This window comes from Streptomyces sp. NA02950 (genome assembly GCF_013364155.1).
GTDB lineage: Bacteria > Actinomycetota > Actinomycetes > Streptomycetales > Streptomycetaceae > Streptomyces.
This window is the reverse complement of the sequence record NZ_CP054916.1, coordinates 7,286,650-7,308,089: the sequence shown is the minus strand read 5'-3', so window position 1 is coordinate 7,308,089 and position 21,440 is coordinate 7,286,650. Positions and strand designations below refer to the sequence as shown.

Below are 21,440 nucleotides of genomic sequence, written 5' to 3'. Positions count from 1 at the left end.
ATGGACTTCGCATGCGACGCCCGTACCGAAGAGCTGCGGACCAGACTGCTCGCCTTCATGGCCGAGCATGTGCACCCGGCGGAGGCGGTCGCCGAGGAGCAGCGCGCCGCGCTCGCGTCCCCGTGGGACACCCCGGCCGTCGTCGAGGAGCTGAAGGCCGAGGCCCGCGGGCAGGGGCTGTGGAACCTGTTCCTGCCCGACGCGGAGTACGGGGCGGGGCTGACCAATCTCCAGTACGCCCCGCTCGCGGAGATCACCGGCCATAGCCCCCACCTGGCGCCCACCGCCCTGAACTGCGCCGCCCCGGACACCGGAAACATGGAGCTGCTGGCCCAGTTCGGCAGTGAGGAGCAGCGCAAGCAGTGGCTGGAGCCGCTGCTCGCGGGCGAGATCCGGTCGGCGTTCGCGATGACCGAGCCGGAGGTCGCCTCGTCGGACGCGACCAACATCGAGACCCGGATCGAGCGCGACGGCGACGACTATGTCATCAGCGGCCGCAAGTGGTACATCTCCGGGGCGATGAACCCGGAGTGCAAGATCTTCATCGTGATGGGCAAGACCGATCCCAAGGGCGCCGATGTGCGCCGCCAGCAGTCGATGGTGCTGGTGCCGCGGGACACCCCGGGGGTCGAGGTCCGCCGCGCGATGCGGGTCTACGGCTACGAGGACCACTCCCACGGCGGCCATGCCGAGGTGGTCTTCGACCGCGTCCGGGTCCCGGTGTCCAACCTCATCGGGGAGGAGGGCGGCGGCTTCGCCATCGCCCAGGCCCGGCTCGGCCCCGGCCGGATCCACCACTGCATGCGGCTGATCGGCATGGCCGAGCGTGCCATCGAGCTGATGTGCCGTCGCGCCCTGTCCCGTACCGCTTTCGGCACCACGCTGTCCCGGCAGGGCCAGGTCCACGAGTGGATCGCGGACTCGCGGGTGGCGGTGGAGCAGCTGCGGCTGCTGGTGCTGAAGACGGCCTGGCTGATGGACACCGTCGGCAACCGCCGGGCACACACCGAGATCCAGGCCATCAAGATCGCCACCCCGCGGACGGTGGTGGACATCCTGGACCGGGCGGTGCAGCTGCACGGCGCGGGCGGGGTCAGCCAGGACTTCCCGCTGGCCGAGCTGTGGGCGGCGGCGCGGACGCTGCGGCTCGCGGACGGCCCGGACGAGGTGCACCAGCGGTCGCTGGCACGGCGTGAGCTGAGGAAGTACCAGTAGTACGGACGAGCGATGGGGGCGCCCGCTCATGGAGCGGGCGCCCCCATCGCTGCGCGACCGGTCAGGGTCGCAGGGCACGCAGCAGCAGATCCGCCAGATGGTCGGCGACCTGCTGGGGACTGAGCGGTCCGCCGGGGCGGTACCAGGTGCCCAGGTGGTGGACCGAGCCGAAGTGGTAGTCCACCACCAGATCGGCCGGGGTGTCCGAGCTGAACACCCCGGACCGCTGGCCCTCCTCGATCAGCGCGCGGAACCGCTCGTGGTAGCGGCGGCGCTCGGCGCGCACCTGCTTGTGCTTCTCCGGGCTGAGGTGGTGCATCGACCGGAAGAAGATGGTGGCGTCGTCGAGGTTCTCGATGGTGGTGACCACCACGTCGGCCGCCGCGTCCCGCAGCCGCCGCTCCACCGGGGCGTCGGCGCCCGCGAAGGCGTCGAGCCGCTCCTGCTGGAGCCGCAGCACCCGGCCGTAGATCTCGTGGAGCAGATCGTCCTTGGAACCGAAGTAGTGGTAGAGCGCACCCTTGGTGACGCCCGCCGCCTCGACGATCTCCTGGACGGACGTCCGGTCGAATCCGCGCTCCGCGAAGAGGCGGGTGGCAGCGGCCAGCAGCCGCTGCGGCACCGGCTGTGCGTCGCTCTCCGTCGCTCTGGCCATCGTCGCCACCCCGATCTCTCTTATCCTCGCAGTTCCCGTCGGAGGATCTTGCCACTCGTCGTCTTCGGCAGCTCCGGCAGGATGTCCACCTCACGGGGGTACTTGTACGCCGCGAGCCGTTCCGCACAGTAGGCGGACAGCTCCTGCGGCGTGACGTCGGCCCCCGGCCGCAGGCTCACATACGCCTTGACGGTCTCCCCCCGGTACTCGTCGGGCTTGCCCACGACGGCCGCCTCGTGCACGGCGGGGTGAGTGTAGAGCACGTCCTCGACCTCACGCGGCCACACCTTGAAGCCGGATGCGTTGATCATGTCCTTCTTGCGGTCGACGACGAAGAGCCAGCCGTCGGCGTTCATGAAGCCGATGTCGCCGGTGCGCAGTTCGCCGTCGGGGAGGGCGGCCGCGGTCGCCTCGGGGCGCCGCCAGTAGCCGGGCACCACCATGGGGCCGCGCACGACGATCTCGCCGGGTTCGCCGAAGGGCACCTCCTTGCCCTCCTCATCCACGATACGGACGACGGTGTCCGCACCGGGGACACCGACCGCGAGGGTGCCGGAAACCGGGTCGACCGGGGCCCGGGTGTGGGGCGGGACACTGGCGCACGGGGCGGTGCACTCGGTGAGTCCGTAGCCGTTGTGCAGATACGGGCCCAGAGCGGACTCGAACCGCTCGACCAGCGCGGGCGGCAGCGGGGCGCCGCCGGAGGAGATGATCCGGAAGGACGAGAAGTGGTCGCGGGCGGCCTTGGGGTGGGCCATGAGCGCCATGAAGGCGGTGGAGGGGCCGACGGTGTAGGCGGGGCGGTGCTCGGCGAAGGCGTCGAGGACCACGCCGGTCTCGAAGCGGTAGGCGAGGGCCAGGGTTCCGGCGCCGGAGATACAGGAGGCGAGCTCGCAGACCATACCGGTGATGTGGAACAGCGGCGCCAATGCGAAGATCGTCGAGCCCTGGGGCAGCTCGTGCAGCAGGTGCTGGCGGTCGGCGTTGTAGGCGATGTTGCCGTGGGTGTTGACCGCTCCCTTGGGGGTGCCGCTGGTCCCGGAGGTGTAGCTGATCAGGGCGATGTCGTCACGGCCCGGGGCGGGGACGGCCGGTGGACGGGCGCCCTCGCGCGCGACCGCGAGGAGGTCGCGGGTGTCCTCGGGTACGGGTATCCGCCCGTCGCGCAGCACCCGCTCGTCGTCGCGCGACTGGAGGTCATGGGCGTCGGCGGTCAGCGCGATGCGCACCGGGGAGGCGGCCGCGGTGTCCCGGACGTACTCCTCCCAGGCGTGGCGGGAGCAGACCAGGGCGGTCACCTCGCCGTCGGTCAGGACATGGCGCAGTTCGCCCGCCTTGTACATGGGGTTGACCGGTACCACCGCACCTCCCGCCTTCCAGGTGCCGAGCAGCGCCAGGACGAACTGCGGGGTGTTCTGGAGCATGATCGCGAGCCGGTCGCCGGGGCGGAAGCCGCGTTCGGCGAGGTGGCCGGCGATGGCGTCGGAGAGTTCGTCGGTCTCGCGGTAGCTCAGCCGCCCGTCGAAGTAGGCGAGCGCCGGGTGGTCGGGGGCGGTGTGCACGGCCTCGCGGAAGGCGTGCAGCACGCTCGTCCGCGGCGTTATCGGCTCGCGCTGTTCCGGGGTGAGCTGGGACAGCCAGGGCTGGTCCTGGTAGGTGGTCATGAGGCGGCCCCTGTCGTGGATGAGGGTGGGGTGCGGAGGCGGAGCGGGGACGGAGCTGAGGGAGAGACTCCGGGCGACGGAACGGAACGGAATGAAATGGGGTAGAACGGGGCGGAAGTAAAGAGGAGATAACGGGCAGGACAGAACTGGATGAAGCGGAAGAGGGCGGCTCAGCCGACGGGCTGACCGGACGCACGCTGCCCCTCGAGCGTGCGCTGCACCCGGTTGATGCCGTCGAGCCACCGGTCGGGGTCGGTGGCCCGGGCAGCGTAATAGCGGGCCACTTCGGGGTGCGGAAGGATCAGGAACCGCTCGTCGTCGATGCCCTTCAGAACGGCCTCGGCGACCTGCTCCGGCTCGATCGCGGTGGGCGCCAGCACCAGGTCACCCGCGTCACCGGTGCTGCCCAGCATGTCGGTGCGCACGCCCTGCGGGCAGACGGCGTGGACGCCGATGCCGCGGTGGCGGTAGGTGGCCGAAAGCCATTCGGCGAAGGCGAGCGCGGCATGCTTGGTGACGCTGTACGGGGCCGAGCCGACCATGGTGAGCAGCCCGGCCGCGGACACGGTGGCCACGAACCGCCCGCTGCCCCGCTCCAGCCACTCCGGCAGCAGCGCACGGGACGCCCGGACATGGGCCATCACATTGACGTCCCAGGAGCGCTCCCACAGCGCCTCGTCGGCCTCGGGGCCGCCGGAGTGGGCGACCCCGGCGTTGGCACAGAAGATGTCGATGGTTCCGCCGAGCGCCTCACGGGCCTCGGGCACGATGCCGGAGGCGTCACCGGGGACCGCGATCGCGCCGATCTCCCCGGCCACGGACGCGGCCTTGGCGGCGTCGAGGTCGTTCACCACCACCTGGGCGCCCTCGTCGGCGAAACGGCGGGCCAGGGCGGCACCGATACCGCCACCCGCCCCGGTGACGACAACGCGCGCTCCACGCACGGTACCCACGATCGGACGCTCCTTCGGATCGACGCGGCAGGCTCGACTGCATCGGCAGACTAACCAGTCGGTATGTTGAAACGGAAGAGGTCTCACCGGCGAACATATGTCACGGAACGGATCCCGCCAGGGCCGATCGGGCCGGGAGCGCCGCCGTGGGGCCCGGGGGCGCGGCCACGCTACGCCCCGGACTTCTCCGGCCGGTCCTTGCGCATCACCCGGCGCCACCGGGCGTTCTCCCCGGCGAGCGCGCTCCACAGGACGTTCAGCGGATGGGCGGCGTCCTGGGCGGCCCGCTCCCCGGCCCGGACGAACACCCCGACCAGCACCTCGAGCTCCGGCCCGATGTCGTCCTCCAGCTCCAGCGTCCGCAGCCCGGCACCGGCCTGGAGCCGTCCGTCCGCGACCGCGTCCCCGATCCCCTGAGTGACCAGCACACAGCCGCGCAGCACACCTGAGGCCAGCAGATCCAGCCCGTACTGCACGGTGTCGATCTCGGCCGCGATATGCAGCTCCTGGCGGTAGCGGCCACCGAACCACCCGCGCAGGAAGCCCGGTATCAGCCCGTCGGCCGAGACCGCGAGCGGCAGCTCCGGCAGCCGCCCCACCGCCATCGAGGGCCCCGGCAGTTCCTCCGGGCTGAGATTGGTGACCAGCGACAGACCGCTGCGCCGCCACTCCATCACCTCGAAGCCGTCGAGCCGCCCGTCGTGGCCCGCGGGGGTCAGCACACTGCCGCAGACCAGGTCCAGTTCCTTGGAGTCCAGCCGCTCCAGCAGATCGCGGGTGCGGACGTGCTCGACCTTCAGCTCGACCCCCCGGCGGTCGAAGTCCTCGGTCACCAGCTCCACCGCGTTCAGCAGAAATCCGAGGGTGTAGCGGGTCGAACCGACCGCCAGCCGGCTGCCGAGCCGCCGACGGCAGTCGTGCACCCCCTCCTGCCAGTCCTTCAGCGTGCCGCGCGCGAGGCCGACCAGACTCTCCCCGGTCGCGGTGAAGAGCACGTTCTGACTCCGCCCCCGCTTGAGCACCAGCGGCTCCCCGCACAGCGTCCCGAAGTTCCGGTTCAGGGTGTCGAGTTGTTTCTGCACACTGGACTGCTCCCGGCCCAGCAGCCGGGCAGCACCCAGCGCGGTACCCGCCTCGTGGACCGCGAGCAGTGTGCGGAGCTGGTCCATCGTGGTGTCCAGCAGTACCGCGGGGAACCGCCACCGATCACTGAGGGGCATTCCGGCCTTCCGGTGAGAGCATTCCGTCACGCAATAACTGTTCGCAGCATAGTGCAGGGCCATCCGGAGAACTGATCGCGAGAACAGCGGGGCTATTCCGGAGATTTGTGGCCAGTAATTCAACCAACCCACGGTGCCGCGGAGGTCACACGACAGGACCACGCGCCCCGTGTGAAGATTGCTGTCGTGCTCAGTCGTGCTCAGTCGTGCTCAGGGGGACGGCTCGGCTTGGCCCGAGGGTTCGAGACACGCGGTGGGCGGACCCCTGGAGCCACGGATGTTCACGTTGCCGCATCACATCCCGGGCCGACCGCAACGGCACCTGCTACGCCTACGTCTACGACCACCGCGGACGCGTCCTGCGCGGCATCGGCCCGGACGGCATCCTCTCCGGCCGCATGCGCTACGGCGACGACGGCGGGCCGACTGGCGGTCGGAGCCTGACCGCCTCGCCCCAGGACGACCTTCTCCAGCACCGCTCCTCCACCTATCGTCCCGACGGCTCCATCACCGGGACCCGCGAACTCGACCACCCGTTCCCACGCCGTCGTCACGGACCTTGCCGGTACGCCTGCCGAGCGGGTCACCCCGGACGGCACCCTCGCCCGGCGGGCCCGTAGCACGCTCTGGGGCACTCCTCTCACCGGCCCGACCGGCAGCATCGTCCGCCCCCTTCGCTTCCCCCCTGCCACTACGCCGACCCGGATACCGGCCTCCGCTACCACCACCACCGCTACGACGATCCGGCCCGCCCGCTACCCGGAGGAAGGTGACCATGGATCGATCACGTCTGGACGCACTCGCGGCACGCTTCACCGGCGATGGATTGACCGAACGCGAAGAGGTGTTCCGAGAATTGCGTGACCTCGGAATGTCCCCCATCGAAACAATGTATGTGGCTTCCCAGGTTCTCCGCCTGCCGTTGCCGGAAACGAAAACAGCTCTCTACGAGAGCTCGCCCTGGCGGGATCAGCACGAGGGCTGGCAGAGTACTCAATCCTCCCTCGGCGACGGGCCGCAATCCGGGTAAGGCGAACGGCTGGCGGATTGATCGACGCGCGCCGTAGGTGTGTCGTATGGTCACCGGACGGGGTGGTTGGGACGATGCACGCGGATCGGACCAGCCGAGAGGAACAGCCATGACGGGGATGAAAGTGCGGCCGTACTGGGAGCTGAGATTCGATGCGGACGGGGATGTCGACACCCGGCAGCGTGACCGGCTGACCGAACAGGTCGAACAGCAGGGCATCACCGATCTGGTGGTGTTCGCCCACGGGTGGAACAACGACCGCGCGATGGCCACCGCGCTCTACGAACGCTTTTTCGCTCCCTTTCCCGGATTGCTGGGGAAGGCCGCGGGGGTGCGGCTCGGCTATGCCGGGGTGATGTGGCCGTCGATGCGGTTCACCGACGAGGCGGTGCCCGCGTTTCCGCCGACGGCGGCGGCCGGGGCGGAGCCCGGGCTCGACGAGGGCACGCGCGGCGCCCTGGAGACGGTCTTCCCCGGTCGGGGGCAGATGGTGGCGCGGCTGGCCCAGCTACTGGCCGAGCGGCCCGAACGGGCCTCGGCGCTGGACGAGTTCACGGTGCTGGTGCGCGGTCTGGCCCGGGTGCCCGAGGGGTCCGGCGCGGCGCTGTACGCACCGGATGTGGACGGGGACGAGCTCCCCGCGATGCTGGGCGAGGAGGGCACCGCCTACTGCGAGCTGTTCGCCACCGCGCTGGCCGAGGCGGAGGAGCGGGGCCCCGGGCTGTTCGGAGGCGGATTCGGCGGGCTGTGGGACGGGGCCCGGGAGCTGCTGCGGCAGACCACCTACTACGCGATGAAGCGACGGGCGGGCACGGTCGGGCGGGACGGTCTGGGCCCGGCGCTCGGCGCGGTGGCGGCCGGGCGGCCCGGGGTGCGAATCCATCTGGTGGGCCACAGTTTCGGCGGCCGTCTGGTGTCGTACGCGCTGGGCGGGCTGCCGGGGGACACCACCGTGGCGTCGCTGACCCTGCTCCAGGGGGCCTTCTCGCACTACGCGTTCGCCGAGCGGCTGCCGCACGCCGCCGACCGCGGCGGTGCGCTGCGGGCCGACCGGGGGCGGGTGCGCGGGCCGCTGGTGTCCTGTCACTCGCGCCATGACACCGCGCTGGGGGTGCTGTACCCGCTGGCGTCACGGGCGGCACGGGACGACTCCTCGCTGCTGGGCCGCGGTGACGCCCGCTGGGGGGCGATGGGCCACGGCGGGATCCAGGCCGTGGCCGGCTGTGCGCGGCTGGATCTGGCCGAGGCGCTGGAGGGGCCGTTCCCGCAGGACGGCTGTGTGAGCGTGGACGTGTCGTCCGTCGTACGGCACGGCGGGCCGCCCGCCGGTGCGCACAGCGACATCTGCCATGAGGAACTGGCGCGGGTGGTGCTCGCCGCCGGGCGGATCGCCGGACGCTGACCGGACGCCGGAACGCCCCCCCGGGCCGTGGGGCCCCGGGGGGCGGGGGTTCAGCGGTTCAGCGGTTCATCCGTCGTTTGCCGGAGCGTACGCGGCACCTCAGCGGTGTGCGGGGAACTCCACGACCTGCTGGTAGGTGGGGCGGTTCTGCCAGCTGATGGTGTGGTGGGTGATGCCGCCGACCGCCCGGTGGATGATCGCGTCGGCGCACCACTGGTCGCCCGCCTTGCAGCTGTCGTCGCCCGGATAGACCTCGGTGGCGCTCTTGGCGGCGGCCCGCTCGAGGGTGGTCAGCAGGGCGTCGCGGCAGGTGCCGAGGTCACCGCCGCCGCAGTAGGTCTTGGCCAGCGGGCCCTTGACGTCCTCGCCGAGCACCTTCCGCAGATCCTTGTCGACATAGGACCACCAGCCGTTCTGGAAGGAGGATCCGGCGTGCGATCCGGTGGGGCCGTGGCCCGCCGACGGCGGTTCGTCGATGGCCACATTGCTCTTCAGGGCGTCGTAGAGCTCGCTGCCCAGACCGGGTTTGAACGCGGACTCCACCAGCAGCGGCCACCACGCGTCCATGATCCGCACGGCGTCCGGGTGGCTGTAGGTGTGCGAACCGGCGCTGGTCTCCCGGCGCTGTGCGCCCGCGGTGCGCCAGGACTCCAGCTGCTGTACCGCCGTGGCCGCCGCCGGGTCGTCGATGGGCTTGGACCGCACCACCTTCAGCAGTTCGGGCAGGACGTCCTCACCGCGCAGATCGGTGACGGCTGCCTCGGCCATGGCGCGGGTGAGCGCGGCGCGGGTCACCCCGCCCTTCTTGACCAGTGCGCGCACCCGGTCGTCGAGGAGGTTGCCGCGGTGCACCGAGCCGTTGCCGAACCCGGCCGCGGCGTAGTCCTTGGCCAGCTTGTTGTTCCAGCTGATGTAGTAGTCCTGGTCGATGGACTGGGGATGTTCGGCGGGCGGGGTGTAGGCGGCGGTGTTGTCGGCCGGGTCGAAGTCCCGCCACTCATAGGCCGGTTCGGCCTTGACCGGCAGCGAGGAGTCGATGTCGGCGGCCCGGGCGGGGTTGAGCCCGCTGTTGTAGTACGCGGTCTGCCGGGAGTCGGCGTAGAACCAGTTGAAGGTGTAGTTGATGTTCTGGACCGCGGTCTGGAAGGACTTCGGGTCCTTCACATGTCCGGGGTCGTTGAGCATCTGGAAGCCGATGATGGAGTCGGCCTCGTGACGGTAGGTGGCGCGCAGCGAGGTGTAGGCGACGGGTTTGCCGCCGACGGTGGCGCGATGGGTCACCAGGCCGTATGCGGTGCGGTAGACCTGGAGCCGGTAGGAGCCCGCGGCGGTGGAGTCGGCCGGCGTGGGCTTCCAGGCGTTGCGCCGCTCCAGCTTCTCCATCGGTACGCAGTCGCCGTGGTAGCGGTAGTGGGTGGCGTCCTTGGTGGGGGTGCCGCCGTCCGGGGAGCACAGTTCGACCGCGTAGGTGTCGGTGATGTCCTGGCCGGAGGTGGTGGCGCTCCAGGCGTAGTCCTGGCCGCGGCCGAGCTGGACGTACATCCCGACGCCCGCGAACGAGGCGCCGCGTGCGCTGATCCCGGGCCCCTGGAGCTCCTGGAGCATCAGCAGCTGCGGGGCGAAGTAGCCGGTCTGCGGGCCGAAGACGGCGACGGGGTGGCCGCCGGCGGTGTACTTGCCGGAGACCACGAGCGCGTTGGACATGCCCTTCTTCCGGCTGAACAGATCGCGGGGCAGTACGCCGTTGTCGTAGATGCCGCGCAGCTTCTCCAGGGAGCGCGTCGGGGCCTTCACCTTGACGCGGTCCTTGGTGGCGCCGCCCGTGCGGTCGTAGACGAGCTGTTCGGGGCTGACCGAGCCGCTGTCGGGCATGGCCGTGCCCTTGGCGTCGGCCGGTTTGCCCCCGTAGGGGAAGCTGCTGCCGTCGTGGACGGTCTGCACCGCCTCGGGGTCGTTGCGCTGCCGGAAGGACTCCCACACCTTGGTGCCCTCGGCGAGGCCGTACTTCTGCTGGGCGGCGAGCAGCGAGAGCGCGCCCTGCACCTCACCGCCTCCGCCGTTGCCGAAGAGGGCGCCGACGACGGAGGCGAGGGCTATCAGATCGGTGAGTTTGAACGGCTGGATCTCACCGGCGTTGGTGATCGCGTCGATATGGCCGGTGAGCACGTACTCGCCGGGGAAGTAGCGGCCGTCCTTGGACTTCTTGGCATAGGCGTTGATGCCGTCCACATACGCCTGGGCGTCGGCCAGCGCCTGTTTCCCGCGCTCTCCGCCGTGGGCCAGGATCGAGTCGATCTGGGCCTGGTAGTCCTCCTCCTTGTAGGGCGCCTGGCGGAAGAAGTCCTGCTCCAGACCCTGGTTGGCGGCGGCGCCACCGGCGAAGGAGGTGAGTTCGCCACGGCCGACGTGGCGGAAGAGGTCCATCAGCCACAACCGGTCCTGGGCGGCGGCGTATCCGGCGCCGAACTCGGTGCCCTCGCGGGTGGTGCCCTGGATGTGGGGGACCCCGGTCTTCTTGTCCCGGGTGATGGTGACGTCGTTGCGGGGCGTGGTGACGGACGCCACCTGGTCGGCGGGGACACCGAAGGAGGAGTCGTTGAAGAAGCTGGTCAGCTTGTCATCGGTGAGGGCCGGATAGGCCCCGGCCAGGTCGTTGTACGGGCCGAGCTGGTCGGTGCTGTGCGCGGGGTGGGTGCCGAACGCCCGGTTGCCGAGGATCTCGACGAGGGTCGCGTTGCCGTTGGCCCCGGGCGGGAGGATGTCGGCGCACTGGCCGTGGCAGTAATCGGTGGCCGCCGGGGCGGCGGGGGCCGCCCGGGCCGGTTGCGGCAGGGGTGCCGCGAGCGCGGCCCCGAGGCCCAGCACGGCGGCCGCGGCTATCACGGTACTGGTGAGCTTGCCGGTCCTTGGTCGCATACTCGCTCCTCCCGGTTGCCGATGCGACGGAGGTTACCGGCGGTATGACACGGCTGGAAGATGAGCAGCCGTCAACTTCACGGTGCATTCACGGTCATTGAGGGCACGGATCGGCCTATTCGCCAACTTCCGGGGAATCCGATGGATCCGGATCGCGCTCCGTTACGTCCATTCCACAACGAGTCGGGTCCGCGATTGCGGAGGTGGTACGAAGTGGCCGGTTTCAGAGCACTCGCACGAGAAGTTCGCAATCCTCGCAGACACATCACCGCCCGGCGCACCTCGCTGCGCAAATGCCTCGAGCGGTTCGCGCCGTACGGGCACCGGGCGACCTGGCACCATCTGTGCACCAGGACGGGAATCCTCCCGGAGGACCGGGAGCCCGAACCGCTGCGCCTGATCACGGCCCTCGAGGAACTCGAGGAGGCCCGCACCCTCTGGCTCGCGTACGAGGCGGACTTCGCCGCCCGGCGACGCGAGGAGAAACTCATCGGCATCCGCCAGCCCAGCGCCGTCGACGACTGGCACCTGCACACCTGGGGCGGATGCGACATCATGCCGTGCGAGAGCCCCTCGACACACCCCGAAGGCCCGCTCCCCGATGTGCTGCGCCGACTGATATCGGCGATGGAGTCGGGGCCCGGTTCCGCCTGCCCGGTCTGCGGACAGGAGCGGCTGGCCTGGCGCGAGGACCTGGACCGCTACCCCTCGGCCGGACCGGTCTGCGGCGACTGCGGCATCGTGGTGCCGGTTCCCCTGCTGACCACCGAGGCACTGTCGGCCGCGCGGCGCGCCCGGTGCGACAGCCGGCGGTACGCCACCGTGTGACGCCCGGGCCGCCCTGAGCCCCGTCGTCACGGCGCGCTCGCCCAGGATGCCCGTACCCCTCGGGCCCGGCGGGCGCGCCTCTCCGTCCGGGCCACACCGTCCGGGCCGCGCCGATGACCGCCCTGCGGCTCCCGGCAGCCGCCGACAGAGGGAAGGACGCCGGGGCGCGTTGACACGGCGAAGGTCACCCGAGATGCTGAGCAAGCGCTTAGTAAGCTGCTCAGGAGGCATCAGCATGGCAGAGCCCAGGATTTTCACCTCGACCGATGAGCTGCGGTCCGCGATCGGCCAGGAACTCGGCCCCAGCGACTGGCTGGAGATCGACCAGAAGAGGATCGACCTGTTCGCCGACGCGACCGACGACCACCAGTGGATCCATGTGGACGCCGAGAAGGCGGCCCAGGGTCCCTTCGGCACGACGATCGCCCACGGCTATCTCACACTGTCCCTGCTGCCCGCGTTCACCCCGCAGCTGATGCGGGTCGACGGGGTGCGAATGGGGATCAACTACGGCGTGAACAAGGTCCGTTTCCCCTCCCCCGTCCCGGTCGGCTCCCGGCTGCGGGCCACCGCCCGGATCAGGGAGCTGACCGAGGTCACCGACGGCGTCCAGTTGACGCTGGTGGTCACCCTCGAACGGGAGGGCGGCGACAAGCCGGCGTGTGTGGCGGAGATCGTGGTCCGCTACTACCCCTGACGGCGGCCTTCCGGGTGGGGGCTCGTCAGCGGCCCTCGGCCCCCACCATCCGCAGGACGAGTCCGGCGTACAGCTCGCCGACCTCGTCCGGGGTGCTGCGGCCCTGAGCGTTGAACCAGCGGGCGACGTCGATGCACAGCGACAGCACCGCCACCGTGGCGCCCCGGACGTCCGCTACGTCGAACTCCCCGGCCCGCACCCCGTCCTCGAGGATCGCGCGCACCGCGCCGTCCGTCGCCTTGCGGATGGCGATGACCTCGGCGTGGTGCTCCTCGCCCAGCGCGCCCAGCTCGTACTGGACCACCCGCGCGGTCGTATGGTGCTCGGCGTGCCAGCGGACGAAGGCGTGTACGGCGTGGGTCAGCCGCTCGGCGGGGGTGCCACCGGCGTCCCGGGCCTTCTCCACGATCTCCAGGGCGCGCTCATGGCCGACCTTGCTGATCTGGTAGAGCAGCTCTTCCTTGGTCTTGTAGTGGATGTAGAGGGCGGCCGGGCTCATCCCGGCGCGGCCCGCGATGTCCCGGGTGGTGGTGGCGTGGTAGCCGCGCTCCGCGAAGGCGTGCACGGCGGCGGTCACCAGCCGCCGGGCCGCGTCCGGGGTGATACCGCCCCACACCTCGGCCGCACCCTCGTCCTTCTTCGGCTCCGCGTTCATGGCGGACACCCTACACGGAGAGTGAGCAAGCGCTTAGAGGGCGGCGGGCACTGTCCCGCCCGGCCGGGTGGAGCCCCCGTTCAGAAGGCCGAGACCCCGGTGAGGGAGCGACCGATCAACAGCTTCTGGATCTGGCTGGTGCCCTCGTAGAGGGTCATCACCCGGGCGTCCCGCAGCAGTTTGCCCACCGGGTACTCATCGATGTACCCGTAGCCGCCGAAGACCTGGAGCGCGTTGTTGGCGCAGCGCACCGCCGCCTCGCTCGCGTAGAGCTTGGCCACGGAGGACTCGGCGGTGAACGGCAGCCCCCGGTCGATATGGTCGGCCACCTGCCAGGTCAGCAGCCGGGCGGCGGCCACGTCCACCGCGATGTCCGAGATCAGCTCCTGGACCAGCTGGTGATGGGCGATGGCCCGGCCGAACTGCTCGCGCTCCCCCGCGTACCGCACCGCCGCGTCCAGTGCCGCCTGGGCGATGCCGACACATCCGGCGGCCACCGACATCCGCCCCTTGGCGAGGGCGGACATGGCGACCGAGAATCCCTTGCCCTCCGGGGCGATCCGCGCCGAGGCGGGCACCCGGACGTCGTCCAGGACCAGTTCGGCGGTGGCCTGGCCGCGCAGCCCCAGCTTGCCGTGGATCTCCCGGCGGACGAGCCCCGGGGTGTCGGTGGGCACCAGGAAGGCGCTGATCCCCCGGTGGCCTGGCTCGGCGCCGGTGCGGGCGAAGAGCAGCACCACATCCGCCCAGGTGCCGTTGGTGATGAAGGTCTTGGTACCGCTGATCACATAGTCGTCGCCGTCGCGGAGCGCGCGGGTGGTCAGCTGGGCGGCGTCCGAACCGGTCCCGGGTTCGGTGAGCCCGAAGCAGCCCACCGCCTCGCCCGAGCACAGCCGCGGCAGCCACTGGCGCTTCTGCTCCTCGCTCCCCCAGGCGGCCACCGACTTGGCGACCAGGCCGAGGGAGACGGAGACGATGCCGCGCACCGCGGAGTCACCGCGTCCCAGCTCCTCGGTGACCAGGACATAGCTGAGGTGATCACCGCCACTGCCGCCGTAACTCTCCGGGACGGTGAGCCCCAGGAAGCCGAGCGCGCCCAGTTTGCCCACGATCGCCCGGTCCACCCGTTCGGCACGGTCCCATTCGGCGGCGTACGGGGTGACCTCGCGTTCCACGAAGTCCCTGGCCAGCTGCCGTGCCGCGGTCTGCTCCTCGGTGAGCGCGAGATCCATGGGCCACCTTCCACCCTTTAATTAGCACTGCTAGTTTTACCTGCGGAGCCTCTACTATGTGCCGCATGGCCCGTCCCCGCAAGCCCCTCCTCAGCCGTGAGCGCATCGTCACGGTCGCCCTCGCGCTGGTGGACTCCGAAGGACTCACGGCGGTGTCCACCCGGCGGCTGGCCGCCGAGCTCGGGGTCAGCGGACCGTCCCTGTACAACCACTTCACGACCAAGGACGAGATCCTGGACGCGGTCGCCGACACCGTGATCGCCCAGGTCGACATCTCGATGTTCGAAGGCGGCGAGGACTGGCGTACGGCGCTGCTGGAGTGGGGCCGCTCCTACCGCGCGGCGCTCACCGCGCATCCGCACATCGTGCCGTTCCTCGCCCAGGGGCCCGGCCGCCGCCCGGCCGGGCTGCGGATGGCGGACGCCGTCTTCGGCGGCATGGTGAAGGCGGGCTGGCCGCCCGCGCACGCCACCCGGATCGGTGCCCTGATGCGCTACTTCGTCGCCGGATCGGCGCTGGGCTCCTTCGCCCGCGGCTTCGTCAACGACGCGGGCGCCTACGACCCGGCCGACTATCCGCATCTGGGCCAGGCGCATCTGCTGGCCGGGCACCAGGAGCAGGTGGACGAGGGCGCGTTCGAGACGGGCCTGCGGGCGCTGGTGGCCGGGCTGGACCAGCTGTACGGAGAAGATGCCAGGTGAGGTAGGGCCGGTGCTGGCCAAGGGCTGTCCTGTGATCCCCAGTGGATCAGCGAGCGGCGCCGGATGCGGTCATCGCAAGGCGGAGGGCCGTCCTCGTACCGGGCGTACTCGGGCGATCCCGACAACGCGGCAGGGGGCACCTCCCGGGCGAAGCCTGGGGGCGGCCGTAGCCGGCGTCGGGAGCCCGCTGAGGATGGCGGGACAGCCCTTAGGATCGGCCCCATGCCACAGCTCGTCCAGGTCAACTACACCAAGTACGACGGCACTCTGCACTGGAATCTGCGGATGCGCAGACTGGGCGAGGACGAACACGGCGTCTGGCTGGGCCTGCCCGGCGGCTCGGTGATGCGCAAGGGCCACGGCCCCGACGTCCCCCTCGCCGTCGCCCATGTGATCCTCTTCCCGCGCGGGGCGTGGTGGACCGCGGCGTTCAACGCCGCACCGCGGGAGACCGAGGTGTACTGCGACATCACCACGCCTCCCGAGTGGGTCTCCCCGGACGAGGTCACCATGGTGGACCTGGACCTCGACGTCGTGCGCAAGCGCAAGGACGGGGACACCCGGCTGGTGGACCAGGACGAGTTCGCCGAACACCAGGTGCGCTTCGGCTATCCGGCCGATGTCGTCGCCGAGGCCGAGGCGGCCGGACGGTGGCTGCTGACGGCCGTCACCCAGGGGGCCCGGCCGTTCGGCGGCGAACGCCACCGATGGCTGGACATGGTCGACGGCGCCCCGTCCTGAGCGCCGCCGTCCCGAGGCCATGGGTGGCCCCGCACCCCTCACCGGGGCGCGCCCGTCAGAACACCACGAGCGCCCGCCCGCCGCGGCCGCCGACCATCGCGTCGAACGCCGCCGGGATCCCGTCCAGCCCGATCCGCCCGGTCACCATCACCGACAGGTCGAGGCGGCCCTCGCGGATGTGCTCGGCGAGCACCGGCAGATCGCGGGCCGGGTCGCTGTTGCCGTAGACACAGCCCGAGAGCGTCCGGCCGAAGTAGAACAGCTCCAGGGCGGAGAAGGACACCTGCTGGTCCTTGCCGCCGATCCCGACGACGGTGGTCCGGCCCCCGCGCCGGGTGGCGGACCAGGCGGTGCGGATGGTCTCCGCGCGGCCGACGCACTCGATGGCCACGTCCGTCCCGTGGCCGCCGGTGAGGGAGCGGATCCGCTTGGCGGTGTCGGCATCGGCCAGCAGGAACTCGGTGGCACCCGAGGCGCGGGCCAGCTCCTCCTTCTCCGGGGAGACGTCCACCGCGATCACCGTGCCCGCGCCCGCGATCCGCGCCGCCTGGAGCACCGCGAGCCCCACCCCGCCGACACCGAAGACGGCGACCGACTCCCCGGCGCGGACCGCGGCGCTGTGGTGCACCGCGCCGTAGCCGGTGAGCACCGCACAGCCGAGCAGCGCGGCGTCGGCCAGCGGCACCCCCTCGGGCAGCGGGAGGACGGCGTGCGCGGGCACCACGGTCTCCTCGGCGAACGCGGCGGTGCCCAGGCCCGGGTACAGCTCGTCACCGCCGTCGGCCAGCTTGGCGTACGGCACGGTGGCGGCAGTGCCCGCGCCCGCGCACAGCCACGGCTCGCCGAGCCCGCAGTGGTGGCACTCCCCGCAGGACGGGGCCCAGTTGAGGACGACCCGGTCACCGGGGGCGACCGCGGTGACGCCCTCGCCCACGGCGCTGACGGTGCCCGAGCCCTCGTGGCCGAGGACGGCCGGAACGGGCTGGCGCAGGGTGCCGTTGGACAGCGACAGATCGGAGTGGCACACCCCGGCCGCCGCCAGCCGCACCCGTACCTGCCCCGGGCCGGGGGCCGGTAGGTCGATCTCGGCAAGCCGGAGCGGGGCGCCGACGGCGGGGAGTACGGCGGCTCGGGTCATGGACGGGCTCCTCTGGATGGTCGTCGGCTCGTACGTATCACGGACGGCGGCGCGGGCACACGGGCGGCGCTCATGGATCAGAACGGTCGTGGATCAGAACGGTCGCGGGTCAGAACGGTCGCGGGTCAGAACGGTCGCGGGTCAGAACGGTCGCGGGTCAGAACGGTCGCGGGTCAGAACTGGAGCGACTTGGTCTGGAGGTACTCCGCCAGTCCGTGCGCGCCCAGTTCACGCCCCACGCCCGACTGCTTGTAGCCGCCGAAGGGGGCGAGCGGGTTGAAGCGGCCACCGTTGATGTCGACCTGGCCGGTGTCCATCCGGCGGGCGAAAGCCGCCGCCGTGGCGTCGTCGGCCGCCCAGACCGCGCCCGCCAGCCCGTAGACGGTGCCGTTGGCGATCCGCAGCGCCTCCTCCTCGTCCGTGTAGCGCATCAGGGAGATGACCGGGCCGAAGATCTCCTCCTGGGCGATGGTCATGCCGGGGGTGACGTCCGCGAAGACCGTCGGGGCGATCCAGTACCCGCGCTCCCGGTCCCCGGGGGCCTCCGGGCCGCCGGCGACCAGCCGCGCGCCCTCCTCGACGCCGCGCTCGATGTAGCCGCGCACCCGGTCGCGCTGGGCGGCGCTGACGACGGGGCCGAGCCGGGTGGTCTCGTCGGCCGGATCGCCGGGGGCGTACTTCGCGGCGGCGGCCGCGGCCAGTTCCACGGCCTCGTCGTAGCGGTCGGCGTCCACCAGCATCCGGGTCCAGGCGCTGCACGTCTGGCCGGAGTTGGCGAGCACATTGGCCACTCCGACCTTGACCGCCTTGGTCAGATCGGCGCCCGGCAGGATGACGTTGGCGGACTTGCCGCCCAGTTCGAGGGCGACGCGCTTGACGGCCGCGCCCGCGGTCGCGCCGATCCGCCTGCCGACGGCGGTGGAGCCGGTGAAGGAGACCAGATCCACGTCCTCGTGTCCGGCCAGTGCCTCGCCCGCGACCGGGCCGAGCCCGGTGACCAGGTTGAACACTCCGGCCGGGAGCCCGGCCGCGTCGACCGCCTCCGCGAAGAGCTGCGCGGTCAGCGGGGTGTTCTCGGCGGGCTTGAGGACAACGGTGCATCCGGCGGCCAGGGCCGGTGCGACCTTGGCGACGATCTGGTGCAGCGGATAGTTCCACGGGGTGATCGCGCCGACGACGCCGACCGGCTCCTGCCACACCGTGGAGTTGCCGACCGTCTCCTCGAAGGCGTACGAATCCGCGAGCCGGGCGTACGTACCGGCCACGGTGATCGGCAGATCGGCGTGGACCGCGCGGGAGAAGGCCAGGGGTGCGCCGAGTTCGGCGGTGACGGTTCCGGCGATCTCCTCGCGGCGCTCGGCGAGCGCGTCGTGCAGGGCCGTGAGCCGGGCGGCGCGTTCGGCGGGCGGGGTGGCCGCCCAGGCGGGGAAGGCGGCGCGGGCGGCCCGCACGGCGGCGTCCACGTCCTCGGCCGTCCCCGTGGGCACGGTGGCGATGACCGTCTCGTCGGCCGGATTCACGACCTCGATCGTGTCGGCACCGGCGGACGGCCGCCATGCCCCGTCGATGTACATCCCGTCATGGGCCTTCATCGCACCCTCCCGCGTCGGCACTTACTGGCAGAACAACAAACTAGCGACGGTAGTTTTCGCGCGACAGAGGGGGTGCCGGGTGCCGTTTGTCACCCTGCGGGCCGGTGACACCGCACCGGCCCGGCCACGGGGGCCCTCCGGCGGTGTCGCCGCCGGTCGCCCGCGCCCCGGTGGCCTCCTCTCCCGGCCAGAGGTGCCACCGGGGCGAGCCCACCTCACCTGGCCCGATCGACCGGCTGATCGCCCGCCGTGACGTCCATCGCCGGGAGAAGACGCTGTGGGGGATGCTGTAGGAGACGTGCGCGCGGGCGGAGGAGGTCCTCGGCGTCAACGGCCCCGTGAGGTCGAAGGGCGCCGGCCTCGCACCCGGCGCCGGGGCGCCCCGCGCGAGGACTTCGCGCTGGAGAGCCCGTCCTCTGCCCCGCCTGATCAAGGGCCGCACCCGCGGACGGTGTTCGTCACCCACCGCGAGCCGGGCCCCGGCAAGGTCGTCAGCCCGCGCGACGGCTGCCCGGATACCGGACTCGCGCGGCTGCCGTACGGGCAGGCTCGCGCCATGCTCGACGCCCACACGGCACTGCCCGGCGTGCAGGACGCGGGCTGGGACCCGCACGAATGGCGCCACTCCGGGCTCACTCATCTCGGCGAGGCCGGAGCCGGCCTGCCCAGCTTGCTTGCCCCTGGAGACAGTCGGCGCCGACCTCGTCAGCGGCAGTCAAGTCGAGCGATGGCCATGGCCACCACGCGCCGGGGTTCTGGACGAGCACCTCCTGGTCGACGGGCGCGTCAGGTTCCGGCCGCGCACCGAGCGCGGCGGCCGGCCGCCGTCGCGGGGGCGGATCGAGGCCGCCCGCGCCAGTCGACCATTTACATAAACTATGAATATAAAAATGCTATGCTTCGAGCATGAGTCGTCAAGACACCACTCCGGTCTCGTCCGCCGCCATCGGGGCAGCCCTCTACAGCCTGGCCACCAGGGCCGCGAGACGCCTGCCCCGGGACATGAGCCTGACGTCCGCCGCCACCCTGGCCACCCTGGACCGGACCGGCCCGCGGCGCATCACCGATCTGGCCGCGGTCGAGGGCGTCACCCAGCCCGCGATGACCGCCCTGATCCGGGTGATGGAGGAGTCCGGCCTGGTCGAGCGGCGGGGCGACGCGTCCGACAAGCGGGTCACGCTGGTGTGCCTGACCGAGGCCGGCGCCTCCTATGTCCGGACGCGGCACCAGGCGGGCGTCCACGCGTTCGAGCGGTTGATCGGCGAGCTCACCGACGACGAGGTCGAGGCGCTGGTGGCGGCCCTTCCGGCGCTGAAGCATCTGGCAGAGCTCGAAAGCCAGGACCGCGAAGGGCCGAAGCGGTGACCGGGGAACCGGTCGGCGGGGTCGCGGTGAAGGCGCTCCCGGCGGCGCGTTCCGAGGCGCGGCTGCTGGTCCCCGCTCTGATGTTCATCGCTCTGGTCGTGGCGGCGGTCGCCAGCCTCGGGGCGCCGCTCATCACCAGCGTGGCGACCTCGTTCCACGTCTCGCTCGGCAGCGCGCAGTGGACGCTGACCGTCGCGCTGCTCAGCGGCGCCGTCGCCACGCCGGTCCTGGGCCGGCTCGGAGCCGGCCCGCACCGGCGGGCCACGATCCTCACCACGCTGGCGGTCGTCGTCGCCGGCAGCGCGCTCACCGTGCTGCCGCTGCCGTTCGCGTGGCTGCTGGCCGGCAGGGCGGCCCAGGGAGTCGGGCTCGGGCTGACGGCGCTGATGATGGGCGTGGCCCGGGACCACCTCCCCGAGGAGCGCGGGGCGGCCGTGATCGCCCTGATCTCGGTGGTCTCGATCATCGGGGCCGGCGTCGGCTACCCGCTGGCCGCACTGCTCGCCGAGTTCGGCGGGGTACGGGCCGCCTACGGCCTCGGCCTGGTCGTCACCGCCGCCGCCCTCCTGGCCGCGTGGCGTTCCATGCCCGAAGCCCCCGAAGGCCGCTCCGCCCACGTGGACGTGGCGGGCGCGGTCGTCCTGGCCGCTGCGCTGCTCCTGGCGCTGTTCCTCGCCGGCGAACGGAATCTGTGGAGCCGGCACCTCGCCGTGGCGGCGGGCCTCGCCGTCGTCGCGGTGGTGCTGCTCTGCGTCTGGGCCGTCATCGAGCTGCGCAGCACGACGCCCCTGGTCGATGTGCGGGCGGTGCGGCACCCGGCGGTCGCCGGGGCGAACCTCGCCATGTTCGTGGGCGGGATCGGCATGTACCTCCTGCTCACGCTCATCACCCGGTACGCGCAGACGCCGCACGGCGCCGGCTACGGCTTCGGGCTGACGACCTTCGTCGCCGGGCTGGTCCTCATCCCGTTCTCGGTGCTGGGGTTCGTCGCCGGCAAGCTCACGCCGCGGGTCCGGAGGCGGATCGCCGACCCCCTGCTCCTGGCCGGCAGCGCCGTCGTGGTCGGCGGCGGGTTCGCCCTGTTCGCGGCGGCCCGGTCGGACCTGGCCGAACTGTTCGCGGCGATGGCCGTGCTCGGCTTCGGCGTCGGCGGCTTCTCGGCCGCGATGCCCGGCGTCATCCTGGCCGTCACCCCCAAGAGCGAGACGTCGAGCGCCATGAGCTTCAACTACGTCGTCCGCAGCGTCGGGTACTCCCTGGGCAGCGCCATCGGCGGCCTGATCCTCGCCGCGGGCACCGGCCCCGGCCACCTCTTCCCCGACGACAGCGCCTACACCACCGCGGCGCTGGTCGGCATCGGCGCCATGGCGATCACGACGCTGACAGGCCTCGCTCTCGCCCGCCGACGCTCGTCCGAGACCAACCCGTAAGTCAGA

The 21,440-nt window shown here is 71.6% G+C and carries 19 protein-coding genes; 10 read left to right on the top strand and 9 right to left on the bottom strand.

The window, feature by feature from the left end; translation table 11 throughout:
• A complete protein-coding gene (locus HUT19_RS32160; protein WP_176183813.1) occupies positions 1–1,215 on the top strand; it encodes an acyl-CoA dehydrogenase family protein in 1,215 nt (404 codons plus the stop codon).
• 61 nt (positions 1,216–1,276) lie between these two features.
• Here HUT19_RS32160 and HUT19_RS32155 read toward each other — a convergent pair whose 3' ends face one another.
• From HUT19_RS32155 to HUT19_RS32140, 4 genes are all read right to left on the bottom strand, one after another.
• Positions 1,277–1,870: a TetR/AcrR family transcriptional regulator gene (locus tag HUT19_RS32155; protein ID WP_176183812.1), complete on the bottom strand. Its 594-nt coding sequence runs from the start codon at positions 1,868–1,870 to the stop codon at positions 1,277–1,279.
• A gap of 20 nt (positions 1,871–1,890) precedes the next feature.
• On the bottom strand, positions 1,891–3,534 hold the full coding sequence (locus HUT19_RS32150) for an AMP-binding protein (protein WP_176183811.1): 1,644 nt from the start codon (positions 3,532–3,534) through the stop codon (positions 1,891–1,893).
• A 170-nt stretch (positions 3,535–3,704) separates the two neighbouring features.
• A complete protein-coding gene (locus HUT19_RS32145) occupies positions 3,705–4,487 on the bottom strand; it encodes an SDR family oxidoreductase (protein ID WP_176183810.1) in 783 nt (260 codons plus the stop codon).
• 170 nt (positions 4,488–4,657) lie between these two features.
• Entirely contained in the window at positions 4,658–5,707 is a 1,050-nt protein-coding gene (locus tag HUT19_RS32140) for a LysR family transcriptional regulator (RefSeq protein WP_176183809.1), read from the bottom strand.
• A 775-nt stretch (positions 5,708–6,482) separates the two neighbouring features.
• Between HUT19_RS32140 and HUT19_RS32135 the strand changes: the two genes are divergently transcribed.
• Together HUT19_RS32135 and HUT19_RS32130 are read left to right on the top strand one after the other, a co-directional pair.
• A complete protein-coding gene (locus HUT19_RS32135; RefSeq protein WP_176183808.1) occupies positions 6,483–6,737 on the top strand; it encodes a hypothetical protein in 255 nt (84 codons plus the stop codon).
• A gap of 109 nt (positions 6,738–6,846) precedes the next feature.
• Positions 6,847–8,139: a serine-threonine protein kinase gene (locus HUT19_RS32130; RefSeq protein ID WP_176183807.1), complete on the top strand. Its 1,293-nt coding sequence runs from the start codon at positions 6,847–6,849 to the stop codon at positions 8,137–8,139.
• 99 nt (positions 8,140–8,238) lie between these two features.
• Here the strand turns inward: HUT19_RS32130 and HUT19_RS32125 are convergent, their stop codons facing one another.
• On the bottom strand, positions 8,239–11,055 hold the full coding sequence (locus HUT19_RS32125; RefSeq protein WP_176183806.1) for a penicillin acylase family protein: 2,817 nt from the start codon (positions 11,053–11,055) through the stop codon (positions 8,239–8,241).
• Between the two features lie 213 nt (positions 11,056–11,268).
• On the opposite strand from HUT19_RS32125, the gene HUT19_RS32120 reads away from it, so the two are divergent.
• Positions 11,269–11,883: a hypothetical protein gene (locus HUT19_RS32120; RefSeq protein WP_176183805.1), complete on the top strand. Its 615-nt coding sequence runs from the start codon at positions 11,269–11,271 to the stop codon at positions 11,881–11,883.
• 235 nt (positions 11,884–12,118) lie between these two features.
• Positions 12,119–12,580 carry a MaoC family dehydratase gene (locus tag HUT19_RS32115; protein WP_176183804.1) on the top strand — a complete coding sequence of 154 codons (462 nt, stop codon included), beginning with the start codon at positions 12,119–12,121 and terminating at the stop codon, positions 12,578–12,580.
• 25 nt (positions 12,581–12,605) lie between these two features.
• On the opposite strand, the gene HUT19_RS32110 is transcribed toward HUT19_RS32115, so the two are convergent.
• Positions 12,606–13,235: a TetR family transcriptional regulator gene (locus tag HUT19_RS32110; RefSeq protein ID WP_176183803.1), complete on the bottom strand. Its 630-nt coding sequence runs from the start codon at positions 13,233–13,235 to the stop codon at positions 12,606–12,608.
• 80 nt (positions 13,236–13,315) lie between these two features.
• On the bottom strand, positions 13,316–14,467 hold the full coding sequence (locus HUT19_RS32105; protein WP_176183802.1) for an acyl-CoA dehydrogenase family protein: 1,152 nt from the start codon (positions 14,465–14,467) through the stop codon (positions 13,316–13,318).
• 65 nt (positions 14,468–14,532) lie between these two features.
• On the opposite strand from HUT19_RS32105, the gene HUT19_RS32100 reads away from it, so the two are divergent.
• Entirely contained in the window at positions 14,533–15,168 is a 636-nt protein-coding gene (locus HUT19_RS32100) for a TetR/AcrR family transcriptional regulator (RefSeq protein WP_176183801.1), read from the top strand.
• A 222-nt stretch (positions 15,169–15,390) separates the two neighbouring features.
• Positions 15,391–15,909 carry a DUF402 domain-containing protein gene (locus tag HUT19_RS32095; protein ID WP_176183800.1) on the top strand — a complete coding sequence of 173 codons (519 nt, stop codon included), beginning with the start codon at positions 15,391–15,393 and terminating at the stop codon, positions 15,907–15,909.
• A gap of 55 nt (positions 15,910–15,964) precedes the next feature.
• Here HUT19_RS32095 and HUT19_RS32090 read toward each other — a convergent pair whose 3' ends face one another.
• Both HUT19_RS32090 and HUT19_RS32085 read right to left on the bottom strand, forming a co-directional pair.
• Positions 15,965–17,047 carry a zinc-binding dehydrogenase gene (locus HUT19_RS32090; protein ID WP_176183799.1) on the bottom strand — a complete coding sequence of 361 codons (1,083 nt, stop codon included), beginning with the start codon at positions 17,045–17,047 and terminating at the stop codon, positions 15,965–15,967.
• Between the two features lie 173 nt (positions 17,048–17,220).
• Complete coding sequence (locus HUT19_RS32085; protein WP_176183798.1) at positions 17,221–18,639, bottom strand: aldehyde dehydrogenase family protein; 1,419 nt, start codon at positions 18,637–18,639, stop codon at positions 17,221–17,223.
• A 104-nt stretch (positions 18,640–18,743) separates the two neighbouring features.
• Here HUT19_RS32085 and HUT19_RS32080 point away from each other — a divergent pair, with 104 nt between their 5' ends.
• The 3 genes from HUT19_RS32080 to HUT19_RS32065 all read left to right on the top strand — a co-directional run bounded on the left by HUT19_RS32080 (position 18,744) and on the right by HUT19_RS32065 (position 21,434).
• Complete coding sequence (locus HUT19_RS32080) at positions 18,744–18,932, top strand: hypothetical protein (protein ID WP_176178461.1); 189 nt, start codon at positions 18,744–18,746, stop codon at positions 18,930–18,932.
• Between the two features lie 709 nt (positions 18,933–19,641).
• Positions 19,642–20,004 (top strand): MarR family winged helix-turn-helix transcriptional regulator, encoded by a 363-nt coding sequence (locus HUT19_RS32070; RefSeq protein ID WP_176187548.1) that lies wholly within the window; start codon positions 19,642–19,644, stop codon positions 20,002–20,004.
• Positions 20,001–21,434, top strand: coding sequence for an MFS transporter (locus tag HUT19_RS32065; protein ID WP_176183797.1), 1,434 nt, complete (start codon positions 20,001–20,003; stop codon positions 21,432–21,434). Before HUT19_RS32070 ends, HUT19_RS32065 begins: the two co-directional genes overlap by 4 nt.
• The last annotated feature ends 6 nt before the right edge of the window (positions 21,435–21,440 follow it).

Bases quoted from the DNA above. Each gene is read 5' to 3' on its own strand.
- HUT19_RS32135 (WP_176183808.1), top strand. From the start codon at position 6,483: ATGGATCGATCACGTCTGGACGCACTCGCGGCACGCTTCACCGGCGAT.
- HUT19_RS32150 (WP_176183811.1), bottom strand. From the start codon at position 3,534: ATGACCACCTACCAGGACCAGCCCTGGCTGTCCCAGCTCACCCCGGAA.
- HUT19_RS32125 (WP_176183806.1), bottom strand. From the start codon at position 11,055: ATGCGACCAAGGACCGGCAAGCTCACCAGTACCGTGATAGCCGCGGCC.
- HUT19_RS32095 (WP_176183800.1), top strand. From the start codon at position 15,391: ATGCCACAGCTCGTCCAGGTCAACTACACCAAGTACGACGGCACTCTG.
- HUT19_RS32070 (WP_176187548.1), top strand. From the start codon at position 19,642: ATGAGCCTGACGTCCGCCGCCACCCTGGCCACCCTGGACCGGACCGGC.
- HUT19_RS32085 (WP_176183798.1), bottom strand. From the start codon at position 18,639: ATGAAGGCCCATGACGGGATGTACATCGACGGGGCATGGCGGCCGTCC.
- HUT19_RS32115 (WP_176183804.1), top strand. From the start codon at position 12,119: ATGGCAGAGCCCAGGATTTTCACCTCGACCGATGAGCTGCGGTCCGCG.
- HUT19_RS32155 (WP_176183812.1), bottom strand. From the start codon at position 1,870: ATGGCCAGAGCGACGGAGAGCGACGCACAGCCGGTGCCGCAGCGGCTG.
- HUT19_RS32105 (WP_176183802.1), bottom strand. From the start codon at position 14,467: ATGGATCTCGCGCTCACCGAGGAGCAGACCGCGGCACGGCAGCTGGCC.
- HUT19_RS32130 (WP_176183807.1), top strand. From the start codon at position 6,847: ATGACGGGGATGAAAGTGCGGCCGTACTGGGAGCTGAGATTCGATGCG.
- HUT19_RS32160 (WP_176183813.1), top strand. From the start codon at position 1: ATGGACTTCGCATGCGACGCCCGTACCGAAGAGCTGCGGACCAGACTG.
- HUT19_RS32140 (WP_176183809.1), bottom strand. From the start codon at position 5,707: ATGCCCCTCAGTGATCGGTGGCGGTTCCCCGCGGTACTGCTGGACACC.
- HUT19_RS32090 (WP_176183799.1), bottom strand. From the start codon at position 17,047: ATGACCCGAGCCGCCGTACTCCCCGCCGTCGGCGCCCCGCTCCGGCTT.
- HUT19_RS32100 (WP_176183801.1), top strand. From the start codon at position 14,533: ATGGCCCGTCCCCGCAAGCCCCTCCTCAGCCGTGAGCGCATCGTCACG.
- HUT19_RS32110 (WP_176183803.1), bottom strand. From the start codon at position 13,235: ATGAACGCGGAGCCGAAGAAGGACGAGGGTGCGGCCGAGGTGTGGGGC.